The sequence below is a fragment of the Corallococcus sp. CA053C genome, assembly GCF_003611675.1.
GTDB lineage: Bacteria > Myxococcota > Myxococcia > Myxococcales > Myxococcaceae > Corallococcus.
On the sequence record NZ_RAWA01000750.1, the window covers coordinates 1 to 1,765 of the forward strand.

The following is a 1,765-nucleotide window of genomic DNA, read 5'->3' on the forward strand; positions in this document are numbered from 1 at the left end:
GCCCCCGCCTCCCGCCACGGTGGAGGTCCGGTTCGATGCACCCGCCCGCACCGTGCTTGGCCGGCCGGGGGGCGGAAAGCTGCCCATCAACCAGGTGCTCGCCCTGTCCCCGGGCCCGCTTCGCGTTCAGTACACGTGCCCGGGAAAGCGGACACTTCCGCGCATTGAGACCTACAACGTCCGACCTGTAACCGGGGAACTCCAGACGCTCCGGGTCCCGTGCCGGAGGCGACGCTAATCAGGACGGCCACTTGCCCGTATCCGGCATCCGCACCCTGCGGCGGACACGTAGGACCGGGTAAGCTTGAGTGCCCTTAAGTCGTTGGAATTCCTTGGCTTTCCACCAAGCGGGCGCGTTTACACATGTCAGAGGGGTCCGTAGACTCCGGCCCCTCTATGGCTCGCGCGAAGAAGCAGAAGAACATCATCCGACAGAGGACCTACCCCGCGGGGAGGGTGGCCCGGCAGCTTCCGGTCGCCCCTGAGCCCAACCGCCTGTTGAAGGTGTGGCGGCGCGTGCTGGAGCGGCGGCTTCGCACGCGGCTGCGGGGGAAGGTGGCGGTGGAGATCCACGACAACACGCACACCATGCTGACGTTCCAGCGTCAGCGCGCGCTGTGGCGGCTGCGGCTGCACCACATGTTCCTGGCCGCGCCGGATGACGTGCTGCAGGCGCTCGCCAGCTTCGTGCGCAAGGGCGACGCGGACGCGAGCGCCCTCCTGGACAAGTACATCGAGCGCAACCGCATCTTCATCCGGCGGCTGTCCCCGGCGCAGATGCGCAAGCGGCTGCGGCTGGAGCCGGTGGGGCGCTACCACGACCTGGCGCGCATCTACGAGCGGCTCAACGAGCGCTACTTCCAGAGCCGCATCGACGCGGCCATCACCTACGGGCCGGCGCCCCGGGTGAAGGGCCCGCGCAAGAGCATCAAGATGGGCTCGTACTCGGCGGACTCGAAGGTCATCCGCATCCACCCGGCCCTGGACCAGCCGCTCGTGCCCCGCTACTTCGTCGAGTGGATCGTCTTCCACGAGATGCTGCACCACGTCTACCGGGCCCGCCGGGGCGACGATGGCCGCCGCTGCATCCACCCGCCGGAGCTGATGGAGCACGAGAAGCGCTTCCACGACTACCAGCGCGCGCTCGCCTGGGAGCGGGAGAACCTGGACCTGCTCCTGTGCGCCCGCGCGGAGCAGCCCCTGCGGTCCTGAGACTCTGGAGCCGGCCCCTCCCCGGGTGCGCCCTGCTGGCGTCAGGGGAGGATGAGGCCGCCCGGGCTGCGCCGCTCGTTCGAGGGCGCGGCTGGAGCAGGGGGCTCGCCCGGCGCGTGGGCCCCCGTCGCCGCCGCTGCCTGGGCCTGGGCGCCCGCGGCGGCCAGGACGACGACCTTGGCGAAGAGCGTCTCCGCGAAGCGGGAGAACGGTTCGTCGAGCCCGTGGAACAGCCGCCTCGCCTCGCCCCGCGCCATGTCCGCCTGCAGGGGGCGGCCGGTCTCCGTGAAGTAGGCCGCCATCCTCCACAGCCGTCGCGCGTAGCGCTGGCGCACCTCCGGGGTGAAGAAGGCCCGCGCCGCGTCCCGCACCCGCTGCTGCACCTGCTCCTGTCGCTGCGGCCCGCTCAGCGCCAGGGGGCTCGAGGCCAGCGCCTGCACCGCCTCCATCAACCGCCGCATCTCCGGTTCGGGCGGCATCCACTCGGCGATCTCCGGCGTCGCGTGGAGCTGGTCGCCCTCCAGGACGTGGCGCACGTCGTCGGGCTCCGGGG

At 71.2% G+C, this 1,765-nt stretch carries 1 protein-coding gene and 1 pseudogene; one reads left to right on the forward strand and one right to left on the reverse strand.

From position 1 onward, the window contains the following. The first annotated feature begins 396 nt into the window (after positions 1-396). Positions 397-1,212, forward strand: a complete 816-nt coding sequence (locus tag D7V97_RS42810; RefSeq protein WP_233583613.1) for a hypothetical protein — start codon at positions 397-399, stop codon at positions 1,210-1,212. 41 nt (positions 1,213-1,253) lie between these two features. Here the strand turns inward: D7V97_RS42810 and D7V97_RS42815 are convergent. Beyond that, a pseudogene (locus D7V97_RS42815) lies at positions 1,254-1,765 on the reverse strand (hypothetical protein); the annotation flags it as partial.